Annotated in this window: 16 protein-coding genes; 1 reads left to right on the top strand and 15 read right to left on the bottom strand. The window is 38.7% G+C overall.

Annotation, left to right across the window (positions count from 1 at the left end; all coding sequences use genetic code 11):
• Positions 1 to 30 precede the first annotated feature (30 nt).
• The 4 genes from grpE to truB all read right to left on the bottom strand — a co-directional run bounded on the left by grpE (position 31) and on the right by truB (position 3,736).
• The gene (gene grpE / locus LMF32_RS12390; RefSeq protein ID WP_230524936.1) at positions 31 to 597 is read right to left on the bottom strand and encodes a nucleotide exchange factor GrpE; all 567 of its coding nucleotides are present in this window, start codon (positions 595 to 597) and stop codon (positions 31 to 33) included.
• Between the two features lie 15 nt (positions 598 to 612).
• Positions 613 to 1,653 (bottom strand): heat-inducible transcriptional repressor HrcA, encoded by a 1,041-nt coding sequence (gene hrcA / locus LMF32_RS12395; protein ID WP_230524937.1) that lies wholly within the window; start codon positions 1,651 to 1,653, stop codon positions 613 to 615.
• 205 nt (positions 1,654 to 1,858) lie between these two features.
• A complete protein-coding gene (gene ribF, locus LMF32_RS12400) occupies positions 1,859 to 2,803 on the bottom strand; it encodes a riboflavin biosynthesis protein RibF (RefSeq protein ID WP_230524938.1) in 945 nt (314 codons plus the stop codon).
• Positions 2,804 to 2,818: 15 nt separating this feature from the next.
• The gene (gene truB, locus LMF32_RS12405) at positions 2,819 to 3,736 is read right to left on the bottom strand and encodes a tRNA pseudouridine(55) synthase TruB (RefSeq protein WP_230524939.1); all 918 of its coding nucleotides are present in this window, start codon (positions 3,734 to 3,736) and stop codon (positions 2,819 to 2,821) included.
• Between the two features lie 181 nt (positions 3,737 to 3,917).
• Here truB and LMF32_RS12410 point away from each other — a divergent pair, with 181 nt between their 5' ends.
• Positions 3,918 to 4,760 (top strand): DegV family protein, encoded by an 843-nt coding sequence (locus LMF32_RS12410; protein WP_230524940.1) that lies wholly within the window; start codon positions 3,918 to 3,920, stop codon positions 4,758 to 4,760.
• 63 nt (positions 4,761 to 4,823) lie between these two features.
• On the opposite strand, the gene LMF32_RS12415 is transcribed toward LMF32_RS12410, so the two are convergent.
• From LMF32_RS12415 to LMF32_RS12465, 11 genes are all read right to left on the bottom strand, one after another.
• Positions 4,824 to 5,387 (bottom strand): YetF domain-containing protein, encoded by a 564-nt coding sequence (locus LMF32_RS12415; RefSeq protein WP_230524941.1) that lies wholly within the window; start codon positions 5,385 to 5,387, stop codon positions 4,824 to 4,826.
• A gap of 157 nt (positions 5,388 to 5,544) precedes the next feature.
• Positions 5,545 to 5,892 carry a 30S ribosome-binding factor RbfA gene (gene rbfA / locus LMF32_RS12420; RefSeq protein ID WP_188204758.1) on the bottom strand — a complete coding sequence of 116 codons (348 nt, stop codon included), beginning with the start codon at positions 5,890 to 5,892 and terminating at the stop codon, positions 5,545 to 5,547.
• 135 nt (positions 5,893 to 6,027) lie between these two features.
• The gene (gene infB, locus LMF32_RS12425; RefSeq protein ID WP_230524942.1) at positions 6,028 to 8,400 is read right to left on the bottom strand and encodes a translation initiation factor IF-2; all 2,373 of its coding nucleotides are present in this window, start codon (positions 8,398 to 8,400) and stop codon (positions 6,028 to 6,030) included.
• A gap of 14 nt (positions 8,401 to 8,414) precedes the next feature.
• A complete protein-coding gene (locus LMF32_RS12430; RefSeq protein WP_230524943.1) occupies positions 8,415 to 8,720 on the bottom strand; it encodes a YlxQ-related RNA-binding protein in 306 nt (101 codons plus the stop codon).
• A complete protein-coding gene (locus LMF32_RS12435) occupies positions 8,717 to 9,001 on the bottom strand; it encodes a YlxR family protein (RefSeq protein ID WP_188204756.1) in 285 nt (94 codons plus the stop codon). The genes LMF32_RS12430 and LMF32_RS12435 overlap by 4 nt, the downstream gene beginning before the upstream one ends.
• Before the next feature lie 13 nt (positions 9,002 to 9,014).
• On the bottom strand, positions 9,015 to 10,283 hold the full coding sequence (nusA, locus tag LMF32_RS12440) for a transcription termination factor NusA (RefSeq protein ID WP_230524944.1): 1,269 nt from the start codon (positions 10,281 to 10,283) through the stop codon (positions 9,015 to 9,017).
• Between the two features lie 30 nt (positions 10,284 to 10,313).
• The gene (gene rimP / locus LMF32_RS12445) at positions 10,314 to 10,787 is read right to left on the bottom strand and encodes a ribosome maturation factor RimP (RefSeq protein ID WP_230524945.1); all 474 of its coding nucleotides are present in this window, start codon (positions 10,785 to 10,787) and stop codon (positions 10,314 to 10,316) included.
• 205 nt (positions 10,788 to 10,992) lie between these two features.
• On the bottom strand, positions 10,993 to 15,330 hold the full coding sequence (locus tag LMF32_RS12450) for a PolC-type DNA polymerase III (RefSeq protein ID WP_230524946.1): 4,338 nt from the start codon (positions 15,328 to 15,330) through the stop codon (positions 10,993 to 10,995).
• 156 nt (positions 15,331 to 15,486) lie between these two features.
• The gene (gene rseP / locus LMF32_RS12455; RefSeq protein ID WP_092479938.1) at positions 15,487 to 16,758 is read right to left on the bottom strand and encodes an RIP metalloprotease RseP; all 1,272 of its coding nucleotides are present in this window, start codon (positions 16,756 to 16,758) and stop codon (positions 15,487 to 15,489) included.
• 52 nt (positions 16,759 to 16,810) lie between these two features.
• The gene (locus LMF32_RS12460; protein ID WP_230524947.1) at positions 16,811 to 17,596 is read right to left on the bottom strand and encodes a phosphatidate cytidylyltransferase; all 786 of its coding nucleotides are present in this window, start codon (positions 17,594 to 17,596) and stop codon (positions 16,811 to 16,813) included.
• Positions 17,597 to 17,627: 31 nt separating this feature from the next.
• Positions 17,628 to 18,389 (bottom strand): isoprenyl transferase, encoded by a 762-nt coding sequence (locus tag LMF32_RS12465; protein ID WP_230524948.1) that lies wholly within the window; start codon positions 18,387 to 18,389, stop codon positions 17,628 to 17,630.
• Positions 18,390 to 18,747: the final 358 nt, after the last annotated feature.

Consider the following 18,747-nt stretch of genomic DNA (forward strand, 5'->3'; position numbering starts at 1 on the left):
AGTTTCATTATTTTATGCATTACGCTGTTTTTATTGTGCTACTACAACCATTGCAGGACGCAATACGCGTTCATGCAGAGTATATCCTTTTTGGTGAACAGTCACAACAGTTCCAGCTTCTTGACCGTCTTCCACTTCAACAGTTTGAACTGCTTGATGGTAATTAGGGTCAAAAGGCTCATTCAATGGATCTACCACTTGGATATCTTCGTTTTGTAAAGCTTGTTTGAAACTCTCATAAACCATTTCAATCCCTTTTTTGAAGGTTTGGTTTTCTTCTGTCGTTTCAATAGCTAGTGCACGTTCCAGATTGTCTAAAACGTTGATCAATTCTTTCGCTAATGATTGAGAACGGTATTTAGCATCCGTTTCTCTTTCTTTGCGATTTCTTTTTTGGATGTTGGCTAATTCAGCTTGCAAACGAAGATAAGCATCTTCTTTTTCTTCCAGCTGAGCTTTTAAAGCTGCCACTTCATCAGTTGCTGCATCCTCTGTGTGTACTTCTTCTACAGTTTCTTCAACCGCAGTTTCCGTTTCTTCAGTTGATGTCACATCTGCTGATTCTTGTTCCTCTAAATGAGAATCTTTCTTTTCCACAATACAAAACTCCTTTTAATAGTCATCCATCGAATGGTGATGATCTATTATTTTTTTTGATAATTCATTCCTGAAAACATCCATAAGCCCAATCATTTTGGAATACGGCATATTCGTAGGACCTAAAATCGCAATGGTTCCAGTTCCCAACTCTTCTACATCATACGTAGCAGAGATCAAACTGAAATTTGCCAAGAATTCGATATTCAATTCGTTGCCGATCCGAACCTCGATGTCTTGTTTTTGCTGCCCCAAGAGTGAAGCTAAGTCTTGGTTGCCTTCCATAAATGAATAAATGGATTTGAATTGGTGGATGTCCATATTGTCTGAATAATCCAACATATTCATTTTTCCGCCAATGTGCATTCGTTCTCTGACAGCTTTCACGAATAGCCCATTGATGAGTTCCATCATCCCTTCAGCAGTCCGCATATACTTATGAATCAATAAAGGCACATCTTCTTGAAGCATTTTGAATACTTCTACCAAAGAATGTCCAATCAATTGATCATTGAACAAAGCTACGATTTTTTCCAAATTATTCAAATCAAAACCTTTTGGTACGGTGAAAATTTGTTCTTCGATATGACCTTTATCTGTTACTAGTATGGCCATAACTCTTCGTTCGTTTAATGGAATTAAACGGAACCCGGTCAATTTGCTTTCCTTGATCTCAGGTCCTAAGGATATAGCTGTATAACTAGTCAAATTAGATAATACTTCGGCTGATTTCACCACAATTTCATCAATTTGGAAAAATGGATTATCAAAAGCTTTCTGTATTGTTTCCACTTTATCGTGATCAACTGTTGTAGGGTGTAACAAGTAATCCACATAAAAACGATAGCCTTTTTTAGACGGTACTCTGCCTGATGACGAATGCGTTTTTTGAAGATAACCCATTTCTTCTAAACGTACCATTTCATTCCGGACGGTTGCTGAACTCGCGTCAATATCCGTTTCATCTAATAACGTTTTAGATCCTACTGGATGACCATATTTCGTAAATAAGATTACGATTGATTTGAGGATCAAAATTTGCCTTTCCGTTAACATAAAGCCTCACCTCTTTTTTTAGCACTTTAAACAAATGAGTGCTAACACAATTAATAATTTACCAAAGATTAAAAAATTTGTCAATGTATATAGCGGAATTTTCTGACTATTTTTGACTATTTTCTTTTCCTTGCTGTATCAACAAAAACAAACCTTTACCATCGCTTAATCGGATGATAAAGGTTTGTTTTTTTCACAGTGTTGCTTATTTCAATTCAGCAAAATATTGACGTGCATCGACTTCGTCTTGATCCAACTGTTCAATAAGAGCTTCGATATTCGAGAATTTCATTTCTTCTCTAAGATACTTATGCCATTCTACGGCCACAGTTTCACCATAAATATCGCGGTTAAAATCAAAGATATTTACTTCTACAGACAATTGACGATCTGCTTCGAAAGTAATGTTATACCCAATAGACGCCATACCTTCGTACCATTCCTCGCCCACTTTTATTCTTACAGCGTAAACACCCACTTTAGGCAATCGGATATTCGGTTTTACATCGATATTAGCTGTAGGATAGCCTAACGTTCTTCCGCGTGCGTCTCCATGAATAACGATACCTGGAGTTTGGTACACATAGCCCAACATATCGTTTGCTTCCATGATTTCTCCATCGCTTAGTGCTTGACGGATGCGAGTCGAACTGATTTTTTCGCCTTCACCAGTCACTTTTCCAACTTCGATCACTTCGAAGCGATCTTTTGCATAACCTGGCAAATGCTCCATCGAAGCCACTTCTTTTTTGCCGTAAGTGTAGTCAAATCCAGCAACCACTGCGACCGCGTTCAACCCGACAATATATTGATCGACAAATTCTTGAGGACTCAAAGAAGCAAAAGCAGAAGTGAAGTCTACTTCATACAAATAATCTACACCTAATTCTTCCATGAACTCTTCTTTTCTTTCAATAGTAGATAAATACGTGATCGCTTCAGGTTTCACTTTTTTAAAAACGATTGACGGGTGTTGGTTGAATGTCATTAAGGCTAAACGAGCGTTTTTTTCTTTTGCGATTCGTTTAGCTGTATTGATGACCGTTCTATGCCCCTTATGAACACCATCGAAAAAACCAAGTGCTAAAACAACCGGTTGTTTCGGGATACTGTCTTCGTGATACGGGTGATGAATTTTTATGATTTCCATGTTCAAGTCTCCTCTTTAAGCTGATGTCCGCAACACTTTAATAGGTTTCAACAAATGACCTTTTGTAGGGTGCACATCATAGATACTGCGTGCTCTGCCCTCATACATCAAGACTAACGGGTACGTGATCGACTGTTGGAACGTATCAATAGGAAGTACAGCTCCATTCTTCACTTTATCCCACAAGTCTTCGTTGATGTCGATTTTTTCCATTTCGTCTAAGGCGTACTCTAACGGAAACAATCGTTCCTCAATGGTTTCTTCTGCCATCAGTGCAGCTACTTGTTCTAATGTCAGACAATCTTTTACGGTAAATGTTCCGCTTTTCACTCGTGTCAAATCTGACATATGAGCCGGGTAGCCCAACTTTTCTCCAAGATCTACTGCTAGAGTACGGACATAAGTGCCTTTTCCGCAGTCCACTTCAAATCTCCATGAGACCGTTTGTGTTTCTTCATTTAAAATAGGTTCTGAAGTTCGTTTGAATTTATGAATCGAAACCGTTCTTTTTGGACGTTCTACTTCTTGTCCAGCTCTGGCATATTCGTATAATTTACGTCCATTTACTTTGATCGCTGAATACATAGGAGGTATTTGAACAATATCTCCTGAGAAATCTTCCATTGCTTGATCAATTTCTTCAACAGAAGGAATGACCGTTACGGGTTTAGAGTCAACCACTTCTCCACTGCTGTCTTCAGTTGTGGTACTGTACCCAATAGTAACTTCTCCGACATAAGCTTTCCCCGTCTCCATCATGTATTCGACAACTTTAGTCGCTTTACCGATACAAATAGGCAAAACTCCGTCTACATCTGGATCAAGAGTTCCTGTATGTCCGATTTTTTTAGTTTTCAGTATTTTTCTAAGTTTAAAGACACAGTCATGACTCGTCATGCCGCGTTCTTTCCATAATGGCAAGATGCCTTCCATTGCCTATCCCTACTTTCTGTATTAGCCAGTAACCAGTATACCATATTTTTTTTACCGGCTTAACTATTCCCACAGGGTTTTTAGTGAGAGAACACTAAATAAAGCGCTCATTCTCCATTTTCTTGAAATATTTTGGTATAATCATACAGATAGACCAGTTTTATTTTCAGGAGGATTTGTAATGAAAGACATTAAAATATTGACCGACTCAACCGTACAGTTGTCTCATGAAGAACAAAAACAGTATGGTATAACAGTGATTCCTTTATCGGCTATGTTAAACAACGTTATGTATTACGACAATCAAACCATCAGCAAAGCGGAATTTTTACAAATGATGAACAACAGTGCAGTCTTGCCAAAAACGTCTCAGCCAGCTGTTGGACAATATGTTGAATTATACAACCAACTCGGAAAAGACGGCAGCGAGATTCTATCGATACACGTCGCCGGATACCTTAGCGGCACATATTCCGCTGCTGTACAGGCCAGTCATCTGACAAAATCTAAAGTTACGGTCATCGACAGTGAAACAGTGGATCGTGCTATGGCTTTTCAAGTATTAGCTGCTGCTAAAATAGCTCAAAATCATGCAACTATGGATGAAATCCTAACTGAACTAGACCGTATCAAAGAAAAAAGTGCTCTTTATGTCGGTATCGTTAATTTAGATAATCTAATTAAAGGCGGACGTATCGGGAGAATATTAGGCCGCGTTTCTACGATGCTGAATATGAAAATCATGCTGAAAGTAACCAGCAAAGGATTAGAACCCGAAACTAAGGGGCGCGGATTGAAAAGCTTGAAAAAGAAAGTAAACGAGATTATTGAGGAAATGAACCAATTTGAAGCTATAGAACAAATTGGTATCACTCATGTGGGGCTGACTGATTTTACGGAAGAGATCATTGCTGATTTAAACGCAGCCTTCCCATCAGCAACTTTCCATATTAATTATGCCAGCCCAACATTGATGGCTCACGCAGGAAAAGGCGCGTTTGCTGTTATGTACCAAGCAAGATAACCAAAAGAACACCTCACTATGGAATTGGTGAGGTGTTCTTTTGGTCTGTCATTCAAACAAACCTTACATGTATTTGGTTATTTCGTTTTCATATTCTGGACTAATGTTTTTGATGACGGATAAATCTCCATTAGGTTCCAATAAAACAGCCTCAACATTATCTGAAGTTGTCCCAGCTTCTCTTCGGATAGCAGAATAGATTTCCTCTTTATTGACACGCACCTTTTTCATACTATCTGTTTTAAATTCGCCTTTATAATAAATTACTTTTGGCGTTGGATTAGCAAAAGGGTACAATCCTTCCCATTTTGCTACCACTTTGGACAGTAAAAATTGCAGAATCAGTAATACAACGATTGCAACCATTCCATTGATTAAATTAATTTCTTTTAATACCAACGTAGATGAAATCACTGACCCTATAGTGATCGTAGCGATCATGTCATACACACTGAAGCTAGATACGCTTCTGCTGCCAAAGATTTTTAACAGGACAATTAAGATAAGGTATAAAAAAATGGTTGTTAAGGTGATTCGTGCAGTTGACTGCCACCCATCAAATAGTAATTTAGGCGTTCCAAAAAAATTTTCTATTTGTGTAAAAAAACTTGAAAACCAACTTAACATTTTCCGCGCCTCCTTTTTATTTACTGTAACAAAAATATACCTCATTTTAAAATATCACACCTCAGCGGCCTGTGCGAGTTGCATTTACTTCTTATGAATGTAAGAACAAAAAAACAGGAAAAGAGAATTTAATCTCTTTTCCTGTTTTCATTTTGAGTTAGTCTTTATTTAAATCTCTTAGTAATTCATCGATACGATTACCGTAAGCAACAGACTCGTCTCTTTCAAAAGTCAATTCAGGTGTTTTATAAATAGATAATCGTTGACCTAATTCTTTACGAATCAAGCCTGTAGCTTTATCCAATCCTAATTGAGCATTTTCGACGTCTTTTTCTTCATCAGACAATGTGCTGTAAAAAATAGTTGCTTGTTGCAAGTCTCCGGTTACACGCACGTCTGTAATGTTGATTCCTTGAACTCTAGGATCTCTTACTCGTTTACGGATAATATCGTTTACTTCTCTTTGAATTTCTTGAGCAACTCTTCCTACTCTATAATTCGCCATAATGTCTCCCTACTTTCTTTTAGACGAGTTGTGAAAGGCAGCTCCCCATCTATAAGTCAAATCTGTCCGGTTAGGAAAACACCTAATTGGTCAGTTTTTTTATAAACGGTAAGCTGAGCACCTTTCTATACTCTCTTATTTAGGTTCGATTTGGACCATTTCATAGGCTTCAACAACATCATCGACCTTGATATCATTGTAGTCTTTAATCATTAAACCACATTCAAAGCCGTTTTTCACTTCTTTTGCATCATCTTTGAAACGTTTCAAGCTGGCTAATTCGCCTTCATGAATGACAATATTGTCACGAATCAAGCGCACGCCGCTGTTACGTTTAACAACGCCATCGGTAACAAATGCACCGGCAATCGTTCCTACTTTAGAAACATTGAATGTTTCACGAATGATAGCTTGACCAGTTACTTTTTCTTCGTATTCTGGGTCTAATAGACCTTTCATAGCTGTTTCGATTTCATCAATAGCGTTATAAATGATACGGTGTAGACGAATGTCCACTTTTTCTTGATCTGCTTGTGATTTAGCTTGAGGAGTAGGACGAACGTTAAATCCAATGATGATTGCATTACTTGCTGCTGCTAATGTAATATCACTTTCATTGATCGCTCCAACGCCTGTATGAATGATTTTCACTCGAACGCCTTCTACTTCAATTTTTCTCAAACTTGCTGCTAAAGCTTCTGTTGAACCTTGAACGTCAGCTTTGATGATAACATTAACTTCTTTCAATTCGCCCTCTTGTAAACTAGAGAACAAGTTGTCTAAAGTTACACGGTTTGTAGTTGCACGTTGTTCAGAAAGAAGTTGTTTTTCTCGAGCTTCTCCGACTGAACGAGCTGTTTTTTCATCTTCAAACACAACAAATTGGTCACCTGCTAAAGGTGCATTGTTCAACCCAGTGATTTCTACTGGTGCTGAAGGTCCTGCAGTCTTCAAGCGACGGCCTAACTCGTTGACCATTACACGGACACGGCCAAATGTAGATCCTACAACGATTGGGTCTCCAACTTTTAGTGTACCTTCTTTGATCAGTAAAGTAGCGATTGGTCCTTTGGCTTTATCTAATCGTGCTTCTACCACACTTCCGATAGCCATACGTTTTGGATCAGCTTTTAATTCTTGAACTTCTGAAACCAATAGGATCATTTCCAATAATTCTTCGATGTTTTCACCGAATTTAGCAGAAATGTTTACAAAGATCGTATCTCCGCCCCAAGCTTCTGGAATCAAACCGTATTCTGTTAATTCTTGCATCACTCGATCTGGATTAGCAGTTGGCTTGTCCACTTTATTCACAGCCACGATGATTGGAACATCTGCTGCTTTAGCATGGTTGATTGCTTCAACTGTTTGAGGCATTACACCGTCATCAGCTGCGACAACGATAATAACGATATCTGTTACATCTGCTCCACGTGCACGCATCGTTGTAAACGCCGCATGTCCTGGAGTATCCAAGAAAGTGATTTTTTTGCCGTTTTTAGTGATTTGGTAAGCTCCGATATGTTGAGTGATCCCACCAGCTTCTCCTTCACTGACTTTTGAGTTTCTCAAAGTATCTAGTAAAGTCGTTTTACCGTGGTCAACGTGTCCCATGATCGTTACAACCGGCGGACGCTCTTCCAAGTGGTCTTCTGCAACTTCTTGGTTGAAGTATACATCTAAATCAGAAATATCGACTTGAACTTTTTCTTCTGCTTCAATTCCATATTCAGCAGCTAATAGTTCAATAGCTTCTTTACTTAAGCTTTGATTTTGTGTCGCTATAACACCCAGCAAGAACAATTTTTTGATGATTTCTGCTGGCTCACGGTAAATTTTCTTAGAAATTTCCGCTACCGTCATCCCATCCGTATAAACCAATACTCCTGGCAATTCTCTTTCTTTTCTTGGTACTGGTGGTGCTACAGGTTTAGTTTCGCCTTTTCTTCCTTTTTTCTTACGTTTGTTGTATCCGCCATGTGTTCCCATGCTTCCACGGTTACGGTAAGGTTTGTTGGCAGTTTTGTTTTTCCCAAAACTGTTCGATGACGAACCTTGACTGCTTGAAGTTGTGCTGGCTGGTTTAGAGGCAGCAGGTTTCTTTGCAGCAGTATCTTTTTTAGGAGCTCGGTTGTCAGTTTTAGTTTTTTCAGCAGCAGTACGCGGAACGACTTTTTTCGTCGAGCCTGCTTTGTTTGCTGATCCTTGCTCTTTTTTATTTTGTTGCGATTGGTTCTTCTTTGGATTGTTTTGTTGGTTTTCTATAGTATGATCTCCCTTATGGTTCTGCTGATTCCTAGTTGAATGAGCATTATTCTCTTTTTTCTGAATTGTTTGTTGATTTTTTTTATTTGAAGCAAATGCGTTATTCAGCTTTTCTACTTGATTGTCTTCCATAGATGACATGTGAGTCTGATACTCAATTCCAAGCTCTTTAGCTTTGGTAATAACATCTTTACTTGAAACATTTTTTTCTTTTGCGTACTCATATACACGTTTCTTAGCCATGCAATCACCCTCCATTAAATTGATAATAATTCTCGGATTTTTTTCGCAAAGCCACTATCCGTAAGACAAAGGATTGTACGTTCCTTTCCAATCGCTTGACTTAATTCCGCTTTCGAATACTGAACAGTGTAAGGAATGTTGTAGTATTGACATTTATCCGAAATTTTCTTTTGCGTGTTTTCACTAGCATCTTTCGCTATGAGCACCACTTTAGCTTGCTGAGAACGGACTTGTTTAAGCGTTAAATCTTCTCCAGAAATCAATTTTCCCGCTCGAGTAGCCAATCCTAGTAAGTTTAAAGCTTTTTGTTCATTTGTCATAAACTCATCCGTGCTTTCTGATGTTTTACATAGTCTAATAAAGACTGATAAAAAGCATCGTCTAATTTTGTTCCAAGTACACGATCCAATACTCGTTGATCCCAGGCTGTCTGAACGATTTCCGGTTCAATAGATACATAAGCTCCACGTCCCGGCATTCTTCCGCTAGGATCGATATCTACATGGTCTTCTTTGTTTTTCACAACACGGATCATTTCTTTTTTCGGTTTCATTTCATTTGAAACGACGCATTTGCGTAATGGAATTTTTTTCTTCGGCACTGAAATCACCTCACTAATCTTCAGTAGTATCTTGCTCTTCCAATTCTTCGTCCTTTTCGTCACCATTTATCGATTCTTCGATGGTTTCATCGTCTGCTTCAAGAGTCTCCGTTACTTCAGGATCTTCTACTAATGGAGCTGCCACTTCTTCAGCATCTACGATTGCTTCGATTGGTTCATCAACTAATGCTCCATCTACCAAATCGTCTGTACTTACTAAGCCAACTTCTTCTTCAGCTTCTTCAGCAGCGATCATATCTGATTCAGACTTGATGTCGATTTTGAAACCTGTTAATTTCGCAGCTAAACGAGCATTTTGTCCACGTTTACCAATAGCAAGCGACAATTGGTAGTCTGGTACAACGACTAGACAGCTGTTTGTCTGCTCATTGAAGACTACGTCGATAACTTTAGCAGGATTCAACGCGTTAGCGATATAAGTAGAAGGATCTTCGCTCCATTCTACAATATCCATGTTTTCGCCTTTTAATTCGTTTACGATAGCTTGTACACGTTGGCCTTTAGGTCCAACACATGTTCCAACTGGATCGATATGTTCGTCTCTAGACACAACAGCAACTTTAGCACGGTCTCCAGCTTCACGAGCGATAGAAACGATCTCCACCACTCCATCATAAATCTCAGGAACTTCTTGCTCGAATAAACGTTTCAACAAATCAGGATGGCTTCGACTTACAAAAATTTGAGGCCCTTTTGAAGTGTTTTCTACTTTAGTCACATACACTTTGATGCGGTCATGAGGTTTGTAGACTTCGTTTGGAATTTGCTCTTGTTTAGATAATACAGCTTCGATTTTGCCAAGGTTTACATAAATGTAGCGATTGTCTTGACGTTCCACTATCCCTTGCATGATATCATTCTCGTAAGCGATGAATTCATTGTAAATAATGTTTCTTTCTGCTTCACGCATACGTTGCATGATGACTTGTTTAGCAGTTTGTGCCGCAATACGTCCAAAGTTTTTTGGAGTTACTTCGAAACGAATTTTATCGCCAATCTCATAAGCGGAATTGATCTTAACAGCCTCTTCCAAACTTACTTCTAAACGAGAATCATAAACAGTTTCTACGACATCTTTAACAGCATATACGCTGATTTTGCCTGTTTTGTGATTGAATTCAACCTCTACATTTTGTGCTTGGCTATAATTTCTTTTATACGCAGAAACCAGTGCAGCTTCCAAAGCATCTAAAACCAATTCTTTGGATATGCCTTTTTCTGTTTCTAAGTCATCAAGAGCATTTAACAATTCTTTGCTCATTCTTTTCTCTCCTATTCAATTGTAGTCTATTTAAAACTGTATTGCCAATCTAGCTTTTGCAATCTTTGATCGATCAAATTCGATATCTTTTGTACGAGTTTTAATTTTGACAGTTAACGTTAATGTTTCTTCTGTTAATTCTTTTAAAATACCTTCATAAACTTTTTCTCCATCAACGGGTTCGTATAAAGAAATATGAATGTATTTTTCTACCGCATTCTGGAAGTCTGCTTCTGTTTTGATCGGTCTTTCAGCTCCTGGGGATGAAACCTCCAAGAAATAAGCATGAGGAAACGGGTCTGGATTAATTTTATCCAAACGTTCACTCACTTTTTCGCTGACTAACGCACAATCTTCTAACGTTACTCCTTGCGGCTGATCAATATACACACGCAAAAACCAGTTTTTACCCTCTTTTACGTATTCTACATCTACCAATTCATAACTCAAATCTTCCACTAATGGCTGAATCATATCAGAAACCATTGTTACTATGTTACTCATCTTTTCGCCTCCTATCTTTAGACGTATATAATCGCTTAAAAAGAGTGAGCGTTTCCGCTCACTCTAACTGAATATCTAAACACACTTGAAATAATACCATAAAATCAAGGAATACGCAAACAATCATCCCTCTATCTCAGCATATCTGCAAGCAAAAACAACCACTTTTTATTGAGCGATTTTTAAAGAGATTACAGTGTCCAGTTTAGAATAAATCGAATAATGATAGTTGGTTTTCATCCGGTAATCCTTTTAACACACCATTTTCATTCATATATTCAATAACAGTCTTAGAAACTTTCCCTCTTTTGGCCAAATCCTCTTTAGAAAGGAACGGTTTTTCTTTTCTAGCTTCAACTATTTGCTGCGCTACACTCGTTCCCAAACTTGGAATAGCTCTGAATGGCGCAATCAGTGTGTTGCCCTCAATGATAAAGTCCTTCGCATCTGATTTTTCTAAATCGACCATTTTAAAATCAAAACCGCGTTCGACCATTTCATTGGCTAACTCTAATACTGTCAGCAAACTCTTATCTTTTGCCGAAGCATCTAGACCTTTATCCGTGATTTCTTTGATTTTTACTTTGATAGCTTCTTTTCCTTGAGTCATTGCCACCAAATCAAAATCACTTGCTCGAACAGAGAAGTACGCTGCATAATACAGTATTGGGAAGTGAACTTTATAATAGGCTACCCTTAACGCCATCAATACATATGCTGCCGCATGGGCTTTAGGGAACATGTATTTGATTTTCAAGCATGATTCGATATACCACTCAGCGATCCCTTCATCACGCATGACTTGTTGCCAATCATCTGGAATCCCTTTTCCTTTACGAACGTGCTCCATGATTTTAAAGGCCAACCCAGCTTCTAATCCGTTATAGATCAAGTACACCATGATATCATCACGACAACCGATTACTTCTGACAAAGGAATACCGTGGTTACGAATCAATTCTTCCGCATTCCCCAACCAAACATCTGTCCCATGTGACAATCCTGAAATCTGCAGCAATTCAGCAAAGGTGTTTGGTCTAGTCTCTTCCAACATCCCTCGTACGAAACGTGTTCCAAATTCAGGAATACCCAACGTACCAGTTTTAGATAAAATTTGTTCAGGTGTAACCCCTAGTATGTCAGTACCTTGGAAAATTTTCATAACCTCTGGATCATCTGTTGGAATCGTCTTAGGATCGATTCCAGATAAATCTTGCAGCATCCGAATAACCGTTGGATCATCGTGCCCTAGAATATCTAATTTCAAAACATTATCATGAATCGAGTGGAAATCAAAATGCGTTGTTTTCCATTCAGCCGCTTGATCATCAGCCGGATATTGTACAGGTGTAAAGTCGAAAACATCCATATAATCCGGGATAACAATAATCCCCCCAGGATGTTGTCCAGTTGTTTTCTTCACTCCTGTTGCTCCCTTAGCCAAACGATCGATCTCAGCTGCACGCAAGTTTTGATTGGTATCTCTTTCATACCCCTTAACATAACCATACGCTGTTCTGTCAGCTACCGTACTGATCGTACCTGCACGATAAACATAGTCTTCTCCAAACAACACTTTAGTATAATCATGGGCTTTGGCTTGGTAATCTCCTGAAAAGTTCAAATCGATATCGGGAACTTTATCCCCGTTGAATCCAAGAAACGTTTCAAATGGGATATCATGTCCGTCTTTATGCAAGCGGGCTCCACAACCAGGACAAGCTTTTTCAGGCAAATCAAACCCTGAACCTACTGAACCATCTTCAAAAAACTCAGAGTATTTACACTCTGGACAACGGTAATGAGGCGGCATCGGATTTACTTCTGTAATACCTGTCATTGTTGCCACAAAGCTTGACCCAACCGAACCACGAGATCCAACTAAATAACCTTCTGAAACACTTTTGTGCACTAATTTTTGTGAAATCAAATAGATAACGGAGAATCCATTTCCAATGATACTGGTCAGTTCTTTTTCTAACCGTTTTTCAATCACTTCTGGAAGTGGACTTCCATATAAGCGATGTGCTTCGGCATAACTTAATTTCCGAATTTCTTCTTCTGAACCAGGTATCTTAGGTGTATACAGATCCGTTTTAACAGGAGTGATATCTTCATCCACTAAATCTGCAATTTGATTAGGGGTCGTTACCACTATTTCATGAGCCTTCTCTTTTCCAAGGAAAGAAAAAGCATCGAGCATTTCAGTAGTAGTCCTAAAATGAACAAGCGGCAATTCAGCTCGGTTCAATTCAGACGCTCCGCCCAGAGAATGCACCAGTATTTTCCGATAAACAGCATCTTCAGGGTTTAGATAATGCACATTGCCTGTCGCTACAACAGGTTTATTCAATTCCTCACCGATTTGAATCATGTTGCGAATGATTTCTTCTAAATCTTTGTTGTCGCGTACAAGTTCTCTTTCAATCAAAGGTGCATAGACTTCTTTAGGCATAACTTCTAAATAGTCGTAGAAACGAGCTTTGTTTTTTGCTACGTCATACCCTTTTTGCATCATCGCTTCAAAAACTTCCCCATTGCTGCAGGCAGAACCAATAATCAGTCCTTCTCTATAACGCGTCAATTCCGAACGCGGAATCCTTGGTACACGGAAAAAATAATCCGTATTCGATAAAGAAACCAATTTAAACAAGTTTTTCAATCCTGCTTGGGTGGTGGCTAAAATAGTCGCATGGAAAGGACGTGCTCTTTTATAAGCATCCCCTTCGCCAATTTTGCTATTCAACTGGTTATGGTTCGTTATTCCATGTTCTTCTTCAGCCTCTTTCAAAAATATCCAACACAAAGCTCCTGTTGTTTCAGAGTCATAAATAGCACGGTGATGTTGTTCCAAAGCGACTCCATATTTTTTAGCCAACGTGTTTAATCGATGTCCCTTAAACTGAGGGTGTAAAAAGCGAGACAATTCTAATGTATCGATAACGGGATTGGTGGCTTCTGGAATATTGTGTCTGGTATAACCTGTATTCAAAAATCCCATATCGAAACTGGCATTGTGAGCTACTAAAATAGTTCCTTCAGCGAATTCGTGGAACAATCTCAATACTTCTTCTTCCGATTTAGAACCTCGTACCATCTCATCCGTTATACCCGTTAAGTTAACAGTCGTTTGAGACAGACGGTGTCCTGGATCAATAAAATGCTCAAATGTGTCGATCACATTTCCTTTATGCATCTTGACACCAGCCAGCTCAATAATCTTATCGTATACCGCTGAAAGACCTGTCGTCTCCACGTCAAATACGACATAGGTTGCGTCAGACAGTTCGATATCAGCAGGATTATAAGCAATATCTACTCCATCATCGACCACATTCGCTTCGATTCCGTATAAGACTTTGATATTGTGCTTTTGTCCAGCATTAAATGCATCAGGAAAACCTTGAGCTCCAGCATGATCGGTTAAAGCAATAGCTTTATGTCCCCATTTTGCAGCTTGGGCTACATAATCGGCTACATTATTAGTCGCATCCATTGTGCTCATGTTGCCATGCAAATGCAGTTCTACCCTTTTTTCATTTTCTGGTGCAGTATCTTTTCGGTCTTCATGCGTGACTTGAGTCAAATCTTGTCCGTTCATGACTAAATCTCTCATGTACGTATCTTCTTGAATACTTCCACGGGCACGGAACCACATGCCTTTTTTGATAGCCGCAAATGCTGCTTCATCTTCTGGACCATTTGAAAACTTCTTGATCGAAAAAGAAGACGTGTAGTCTGTTATTTTCATCGTCAACAATTGTCTTCCAGAGCGCAATTCACGAATCTCTGCATCAAAGACATATCCTTCAATCGTCACTCGTCTTTCTTCTTCGACGATTTCGCTCATTTGTTTGATTTCTTCAGAATCGGCAATCTTTCTTCCTAAAACGATAGGACCAGAAATCGGTTGAAGTTCTTTATTGGCTTCTCTTTCTTTTTCAGCCTTTTGGATGTTAACGGCTGCTCTTTGAGCAAGCAATTCATCTGCTTCTTCTTTTTTTGCTTTGAACTCATGCAATTTTTGTTCGTAAGCTTCTTGGTCTACCATAGGTTCGATTCTAAAAGCCGGGAACCCCATTTTTTGGTAAGCTTCTTCTACTGGGGGCAAATACATATTCTTTAAATGTTCTTTTACAATATTATTTTCTACGATAAAGTGAATTTTGCGATCATTGACGATCGGAAATTGATCTCTAAACGGCTGATCACAGATAGGGGAAGACACTTGGCTGTTTTTTACAGCCGAAGACCAATAGTGTTCCAACTTTTCTGTCGTCAGCTTGGGATTTACTGTTTGAATAGTCATTTTGATCGTTGCAATCGAAGCAAACGATATTCGCAAAGATTCCTCTAAATTTTGATACACTTCAAAAGGCAAGATATCTTCGAATTGAAAATCAAACTGCCACATTTTCGATGCTCTATGCACCGTTACTTTTTGTACTTTCCCTTTTTCAAAATAAGGGAAATACTCTTCTTTATGGTGCAAGCCAATTTGTTCTAATAATTGGCGAAACAACTTTTCTTGTTCTAAACTCATAAGTCCATCCCTTCCTCTTTCAAACCTTCGAGGTATGTAACCATAGAAAAATGATAGAATTCAAGCAACACCACAAGTGATGTAATCTGTTTTCTATCATTTCTATTTTTTATTCTATAGTTCTTTTACATCTGCGGCAAAAACCTACTTCTCAGTTTACAGGAAATAACGTTGAATGTCATTCCAAGTTACAGCCAACATCAATAAAAGCAGCAACCCTACCCCAATCAATGTAACGACCCCTTCTTTTTCTTCACTGAGTGGTTTTCCGCGTACACCTTCAATGATATTCAACACTAATTTCCCGCCGTCTAAAGCAGGAATCGGCATTAAATTGATGATTCCCAAGTTGACACTTAAAAACGCCAACCAATTCAAGACTCCTATAAATCCAGTAGCTACAACAGCTTCTGTAGTAGCGTAAATAGCTACGGGTCCCCCAAACATATCTACTGAAAAACCAGAAGTAAATATAGAAGCTAGCGCCGCAACGATTTGAGTGGCTACTGCCCATGTTTGTGTAAATCCTGAACCGATTTTGGCCCAGAAGCTGGTATCCATAGGAACTTGAATCCCAATAGCGCCATGTTCAGTGCCATCGGTTGCTTTGGTTGTATCGGGCACAATCGTTATGTCTTCCTCGGATCCATCTTCATGCTGAACCGATAAGACCAATTCTTCTTCTGGATTTGCTTGGATGATTTGGACCATCTCGTTCCAATCGGAAACTTTCTCTCCATCAATAGCAGATACTTTGTCTCCTTCGACTAATCCAGCCTGTTCTGCTGTACTGTCCGGCAGAACTTCTCCTATTTCATTTACATAAGAAGGCACGCCGCCTTGGATGAATGCCAAGATAATGAACGCCACAATAGCTAAAATAATATTATTCATCGGACCAGCGAAATTAGTCATCATTCGCTGAGGCAAGCTGGCTGATTGAAATTGAACATCCAGTGGTGCAATTTGGACTTCCGTTCCATCTTCTTCAATCAATAAGGCATCTCTGTTTACAGAAAAACGAGTTGCTTGTTCGGATTCGCCATTGACAAACCCTTCAATAAATAAGTCTTTTTCTAAATCTACAGCAGACACTTCAATTGGAGTAGCATTGACCAGTTGTTTCTTTTTAGACGTATTGATCGTTTTGACTTTCCCATTCGCATCCAGTACTAAGCTGATTGGAGTTCCTGGTTTGATCTCGATGTCTTCCTCATAACCGGCCATACGTACATATCCGCCAACCGGCAGTAATCGAACAGTATAGGTTGTTTCATTTTTTCGATACGAAAAGATTTTAGGTCCAAATCCAATAGCAAATTCTCGGACTAAGATACCTGATTTTTTTGCAAAATAGTAATGCCCGTATTCATGAAATACAACTAATATACTAAACACAAGAATGAATGTAAGAATTGTCGTTATCATCAAATTGCTCCTCTGCTCTAAACTTCCATTTCGTTTAAACTCGTCCGCTCTATTACACTAAGCCGACAAGATTTAAAATGGGGAATACAAATAAAATGCTGTCAAATCGATCCAACACTCCCCCATGCCCTGGGAAAATATTTCCTGAATCTTTTGTATTGTAATAGCGTTTGAATGCTGATTCTACTAAGTCGCCAAATTGTCCTGCCATAGACAGCAATGCCATCAAGACTAATGTCCATGTAGTCGCTCCTGCTACTTCGATGAAATACAAGTAGATGCCAGCCACTAATATGGCACTGACTGTTCCTGCCACTGAACCTTCTATCGTCTTATTCGGACTGATGTTTGGAGCCAGCTTATGTTTGCCGATTTTGCGTCCGAATAAATAAGCGCAAATATCGGTCGTCCAAATCGTGATCAATACTAAAATCAACAATTCTAATCCGATTTCTCTTGTCTCTAGTAATGATTTGAATCCAAAACCAATATAGATAATGCCTAAGATAGATACTGCAGCATCATCGAAAGAGAAATTATTTTTTGAGAAAACCGTTTGAATAAGTAATATAATAGCTGCTAAATGAATCCACGCGTCTGAATTAAAGTTTTGCGGAAGAATGTCTCTCAGTTCTGCCGAAAAAATAAACCCCATCAAAGCAATAATGGAAATGACACCTTCTATCGAGAGGATGTTATTGCCTTTCATTTTAAATAATTCGCTTAATCCAATAATAGCTAAAATTGCAATAATACTTCCTAATAACCAGCCGCCAGTATACACTACAGGTATAAAGATAGCTGCCATCACTAAAGCAGTGATTATTCTTTCTTTCACACTATTTCCTCCTAATATTCAATGAGAATTTTTAAAGCCCTCCAAATCGGCGTTGTCGTTTTTGATAGACAGCTAACGCTTCATCAAAAGCTTTTTCGTCAAAATCAGGCCATGCAAGAGATGAAAAATAGAATTCGCTATAAGCATTTTGCCAAAGCATAAAATTGCTGATTCTTTCTTCTCCGCTCGTCCGTATCATGTAATCAACATTTTGATAAGCTCCTAATACGGATGTCATTAAATAGTCTTCAAAATCTTCTTCTGTTAATTTTTGCGGTTTTAGTTTACCTGCACTGATATCTTCTGCCATTGCTTTCGCTGCTTCCACTATTTCGTTCCGGCCACCGTAATTGACCGCAAAATTTAAAATCATACCTGTATTATGGGCCGTTTCTTTTATGGCACGTTCCATAACTTTTTTTGTTTTTCTAGGTAATTTTTCATGGAGCCCTATCATGGTCACTCGTATTCCAGCCTCCATAATTTCCGGCATAAACTCATCAAAAAATTCTATCGGCAACTGCATTAGATAGTTCACTTCATCTAATGGCCGTTTCCAATTTTCTGTTGAAAAAGCATAAACGGTTAACGCTTTGACACCTCTTTTATTGGCATGCCGCGCAATTATTTTTACTTGATCCATACCAGCTCGATGGCCTGCTGACCGCTTGAAACCGCGATTTTTTGCCCATCGTCCATTTCCATCCATAATAATGGCCACATGATTCGGCACACTTTCATCTGGCAAGAAGTGATACACTTCTTGATTATCTTCTCTTTCTTGATCACTCATTACGATTGACCGCCCTTCACTATCAAACTTTACCCCTTCTATTGTAGCAAATCATTCTTTAAAATCCTATGATTTAAAGAAAATATAATATTTAGAACCAATCGAACTGACGCATTAAAAACTTATTTTACACTCCTTCAAATGATAAAAACGCTGCATGAGGAGCTAAGTTTCTCTTATCCACTGAGTATATTTTTCGATTATCCCTTCATGCAGTGGTATACTATATGTATTGAAAGACATGTTTAAACTATTAAGGAGGCTGTTCTATGAAACGTAGACTTGTTCAATTTATCGTGGGATTAGTTATTTCCGCTATCGCAACTAAAGTGACATCACTGATTCTAGGTGATGACTC

Source organism: Desemzia sp. C1 (genome assembly GCF_020882875.1).
In the GTDB taxonomy this organism is placed as follows: domain Bacteria; phylum Bacillota; class Bacilli; order Lactobacillales; family Carnobacteriaceae; genus Desemzia; species Desemzia incerta.

Coding starts and splice junctions, on each gene's coding strand:
- hrcA (WP_230524937.1), bottom strand. CDS start 1,653: ATGTTAACGGAAAGGCAAATTTTGATCCTCAAATCAATCGTAATCTTA.
- nusA (WP_230524944.1), bottom strand. CDS start 10,283: ATGAGCAAAGAATTGTTAAATGCTCTTGATGACTTAGAAACAGAAAAA.
- LMF32_RS12430 (WP_230524943.1), bottom strand. CDS start 8,720: ATGACAAATGAACAAAAAGCTTTAAACTTACTAGGATTGGCTACTCGA.
- LMF32_RS12450 (WP_230524946.1), bottom strand. CDS start 15,330: ATGAGTTTAGAACAAGAAAAGTTGTTTCGCCAATTATTAGAACAAATT.
- rbfA (WP_188204758.1), bottom strand. CDS start 5,892: ATGGCGAATTATAGAGTAGGAAGAGTTGCTCAAGAAATTCAAAGAGAA.
- rseP (WP_092479938.1), bottom strand. CDS start 16,758: ATGATAACGACAATTCTTACATTCATTCTTGTGTTTAGTATATTAGTT.
- rimP (WP_230524945.1), bottom strand. CDS start 10,787: ATGAGTAACATAGTAACAATGGTTTCTGATATGATTCAGCCATTAGTG.
- LMF32_RS12410 (WP_230524940.1), top strand. CDS start 3,918: ATGAAAGACATTAAAATATTGACCGACTCAACCGTACAGTTGTCTCAT.
- LMF32_RS12465 (WP_230524948.1), bottom strand. CDS start 18,389: ATGAGTGATCAAGAAAGAGAAGATAATCAAGAAGTGTATCACTTCTTG.
- truB (WP_230524939.1), bottom strand. CDS start 3,736: ATGGAAGGCATCTTGCCATTATGGAAAGAACGCGGCATGACGAGTCAT.
- LMF32_RS12415 (WP_230524941.1), bottom strand. CDS start 5,387: ATGTTAAGTTGGTTTTCAAGTTTTTTTACACAAATAGAAAATTTTTTT.
- infB (WP_230524942.1), bottom strand. CDS start 8,400: ATGGCTAAGAAACGTGTATATGAGTACGCAAAAGAAAAAAATGTTTCA.
- ribF (WP_230524938.1), bottom strand. CDS start 2,803: ATGGAAATCATAAAAATTCATCACCCGTATCACGAAGACAGTATCCCG.